General features: G+C 50.6%; 2 protein-coding genes and 1 pseudogene. All 3 read left to right on the top strand.

Translation table 11 applies throughout. The features are described 5' to 3' along the window. Positions 1–267, top strand: a pseudogene (locus tag NNO02_RS22595) (YnfC family lipoprotein); the annotation flags it as partial. Between the two features lie 51 nt (positions 268–318). Beyond that, positions 319–3,504, top strand: a complete 3,186-nt coding sequence (locus NNO02_RS22590) for a host specificity protein J (protein WP_271455807.1) — start codon at positions 319–321, stop codon at positions 3,502–3,504. Between the two features lie 327 nt (positions 3,505–3,831). After that, positions 3,832–4,494, top strand: coding sequence for a hypothetical protein (locus NNO02_RS22585; RefSeq protein ID WP_271455806.1), 663 nt, complete (start codon positions 3,832–3,834; stop codon positions 4,492–4,494). Positions 4,495–4,519 lie beyond the last annotated feature (25 nt).

Raw genomic sequence — 4,519 nt, 5'->3', positions numbered from 1 at the left:
AATGATAATTTAATACGTTCCGAGTTTTATGGTTCCGGTAAAATTTTGTCCAGAAATGAAGTTACCTATTTTGATAAGAATACAAAACCTCTTGACTACAAGATTATAAACGAAAGTAGCTATGCACAAGGATACAGTGCGACAACAACTTGTAAATACAACGCGAAACATGTTCCAGAGTTATGTGATTTGATAATACAGAATGCAGGGAATCCGCTACCTAAACCGACAGTAATGACAGCACATACAAGCGTGGAATTTTATTAAATATCAACTTTCATACATACCGCCTACGGGCGGTTTTTTTATGGGCGAGAAATGGCTAAAGCAACCTCTATCAAAGGCCGAAAGGGCGGCAGTTCCAGTTCCCGAACCCCGACAGAACAACCAGATGATCTCCAGTCTATAGCTAAGGCAAAAATACTTGTAGCACTGGGGGAAGGTGAGTTCTCAGGACAATTAACCGGCAAGGATATTTACCTCGATAGTACACCGCTGGTGAATGCTGATGGCTCGCAGAACTTTAGTGGTGTGGCGTGTGAGTTTCGTTCCGGGACGCAGGCGCAGAAATATATTCAGGGTATTCCGGGCACCGAAAACGAAATTAATGTGGGCACTGAGGTTTCAAGCTCAACGGCCTGGACGCGTACCTTCACCAACACCCAACTATCAGCAGCTCGCCTGCGACTGAAATGGCCTTCGCTGTTTAAGCAGGAGGACAACGGCGATCTGGTAGGGTATTCCATTAATTATGCGATAGACCTGCAGACTGATGGTGGAATCTGGCAAACCGTTCTGAATACCAGCGTAACCGGAAAAACTACTTCAGGCTACGAACGCAGCCACCGTATCGATTTACCACAGGCGGGCAGCACCTGGACAATCAGGTTACGTAAGATTACCGCTGATGCAAACAGCGCAAAGATTGGCGATACCATGACACTTCAGAGCTTCACTGAGGTTATTGACGCCAAATTACGCTATCCAAATACCGCCCTGCTGTACATCGAATTCGACTCAAGCCAGTTCAATGGTTCGATTCCACAGATATCCTGTGAACCACGTGGCCGGGTGATCCGCGTGCCTGATAACTATGACCCCGATACGCGGACTTATAGTGGTACATGGCAGGGCGCGTTTAAGTGGGCCTGGACCGATAACCCGGCGTGGATATTTTACGATCTGGTTATTACCGATCGCTTTGGTCTGGGCAATCGCCTGAGTGCAGCCAACATCGATAAATGGACGTTGTACCAGGTATCGCAGTATTGCGATCAGCCGGTACCGGATGGAAAGGGTGGAAGCGGGACAGAGCCACGCTATACCTGTAACGTCTATGTTCAGGAGAGGAATGACGCTTACACTGTGCTGCGTGACTTTGCTGCTATATTCCGGGGTATGACGTACTGGGGCGGTGATCAGATTGTTGCGCTTGCCGATATGCCAAGAGATGTGGATTACGCTTACACCCGCGCTAACGTTATCGACGGACGCTTTACCTATTCCAGCAGTACGACAAAAACGCGGTATACCACAGCGCTGGTTTCCTGGTCTGATCCGGGTAACGCCTATGCGGATGCGATGGAGCCGGTATTTGAGCAGCCTCTGGTGGCCCGGTACGGATTTAATCAGCTGGAAATGACAGCCATCGGTTGTACGCGTCAGTCTGAGGCAAATCGTAAAGGTCGCTGGGGCATCCTCACCAATAACAAAGATCGGGTTGTGTCGTTTGATGTTGGTCTCGATGGCAATATTCCCCAGCCTGGCTATGTCATCGCAGTGGCTGATGAATTGCTCTCAGGCAAAGTTATGGGGGGCCGTATCAGCGCTGTCAACGGTCGCGCCATCACGCTGGACAGAAATGCCGATGCAGTCGCGGGGGGACGGTTGATTCTGAATCTTCCCTCTGGCGCATCGCAGAGTCGAACGATTCAGGCAGTGAATGGCAATGTGGTAACAGTCACCACGGTATACAGCGAAACACCGCAGCCCGAGGTCGTTTGGGTGGTCGAGTCCGACGCACTGTACTCGCAGCAATATCGTGTTATCAGTGTCACCGATAACAATGACGGAACCTTTTCGATTGCAGGTGCCTGGCATGATCCTGATAAATATGCCCGTATCGATACAGGAGCCATCATTGACCAGCGGCCAGTGAGTGTGATCCCTCCAGGTAACCAGTCTTCGCCAGCCAATATCGTAATCAGCTCATTTTCAGTGGTTCAGCAGAATATCAGCGTCGAAACCATGCGCGTGAGCTGGGACCAGGCGCAGAACGCTATCGCATACGAAGCACAATGGCGGCGTAACGACGGGAACTGGGTGAACGTGCCGCGCAGCTCCACAACGTCTTTTGATGTTCCTGGTATTTATGCCGGGCGCTACCTCGTACGTGTGCGCGCCATTAATGCCTCTGAAATATCCTCTGGCTGGGGTTTTTCCGAAGAGAAAACGCTGACGGGCAAGGTGGGGAATCCGCCAAAACCAGTTGGGTTTGTAACAACGCCGATTAACTGGGGTATTCGCCTGAACTGGGGATTCCCGGCTAACACAGGGGACACGCTGAAAACGGAAATCCAGTACACCGCGAACAGTGATTTCTCAAATCCTCTTTTGCTGTCAGATGTGCCTTATCCGTCTGCCGAATACACCCAACTGGGGCTGAAGGCGGGGCAGGAATTCTGGTACCGAGCGCAGCTGGTAGACAGAACGGGTAATGAATCAGGCTGGACCGACTGGATTCGTGGTGAATCCAACGCGAATGCTGACGACTACCTGGGCGATATTGCCGATGATTTTCTGACGTCTGCCGATGGCGACCGCCTTACGGGGGATATTGATACCAACCTTGAAGGTATTCTGCAAAACGCGCTGACGAATAATGCCACCATAGATTACCAGTGGGCGCAGTATGGAGAGGTACGCGCGGATATCCTGGTGGTGAAAACCACGATCGCCGATGTGAATCAGGCTATGGCGGAAATGTCCACGCAGGTGCAGGCCCAGTTTAATGGCGTGACCGCCGCACTGGAAGATAAGCTCACCGCTGTCGTTGACGCTACCGGGGCATCTGCGATTTATACCCTCAAAACCGGAGTCCGGATTAACGGTGTGATGTATAACGCCGGTATGTCGATTGCAGTGCTGGCTGAAGCGGGTAAGCCGGCAGTCACCCGCATCGGGTTTAATGCTAACCAGTTCGTCCTGATAAGTGGCAATGGTGATACGCAATATTCTCCGTTTGCTGTTGTTAATGGTCAGGTGTTTATCAGTGATGCGTTTATCCAGTACGGAAATATAACGCTGGCAAAAATTGGTGAACTACGGTCTGCAAATTATGTACAGGGGCAAACGGGAACCATCATGAAATCAGACGGAACGTTTGAGGTTAATGGGGCTGTGGCCGGTGAGGGGGCAATGAAAATCACCAACACAACCCAGAGCGTTAAGGACGGGAATGGCGTTCTCCGTGTACAAATTGGAAAAATAACAGGAGTGTTCTGATGGTATGGGGCGTACAAACATGGAACGCGGGCGGCGTCCCTAATAACTATGGCATAAAGCCTGTTTCGGTATACGGGACGCAAGTATTAGCCAATGGGCAGAAGTCAGGTTCATGGACTGTCCCCGTGCCGCCAGGCTTAAAGTTAAATTATTACCACGTCGCAAACGCATCGGAGACGAGCTCTGGAGGGATGGGCAGTGGCAGACGCAGAGTTAGCGTGTCAGGTAATACGATAACAGTGTCCGCTGCCGGCGATACGGAGTACGCCGCCGATACATTCCAGGCAGCCCGCGCATTCCTGGTCATTACCATAGAGAAGGGGTGATATGTCATACGGGGTTTTATTAGCAACATCATCCAGTGAAGTATGGGTTAGTCCGGAAAGTATTCCTCTGGCGCTGTTTGCGAAGAAAAGCGTTACCGTTCCAACGGCGTCCACAATCACCTCAGTAACACAAAGTTATGATGTCAGTCAGCCTATAATCCCGTTTGTCTATACCACTGGACAAGGGGCGCTATGGTCCGATATTGCCAACGGAACCTGCACGATATCATTGCGCAATGCCGCAGTCGGTACGCGGATGGACGTTTATTTCTTTTCTATATTCCCGCAGTCGTTGCCTGATTATGGTCTCGCCATCTGGGATGCATCCAGAACCTGTATTTTAACCAACGAGACCCGAACCTTATCCGACCTGGAAAAAGTAGGGGGCGTCGGAACGGCATCAGATAACGGGATTAATACTAATATCTTAAAATCAGGCAAGTGGGGTGTTGTACCTGAGTATCTGGGGATTGCTGTCGGGGTTATTAATGACCCGTTACCGCGCCCCTGGCAGTCGAATATACGCGCCATAGCGTGCAGTGAGGGGGCGGGCACACGGATAGTTGCTTACAGTGATGGTGGCTCCTCGACAGGAGTGTCAGGGCTTGGATTTACCAACGGGCATGGGAATGTCATTATCACCAGAGTTGATATTTATGATTAATTGATCGTTCTGGACGATCAATATC

Source organism: Citrobacter sp. Awk 2, from assembly GCF_028069815.1.
Taxonomy (GTDB): Bacteria; Pseudomonadota; Gammaproteobacteria; order Enterobacterales; family Enterobacteriaceae; genus Citrobacter.
The sequence above is the reverse complement of the archived record's forward strand: the minus strand, read 5'-3'. Positions and strand labels throughout refer to the sequence as shown.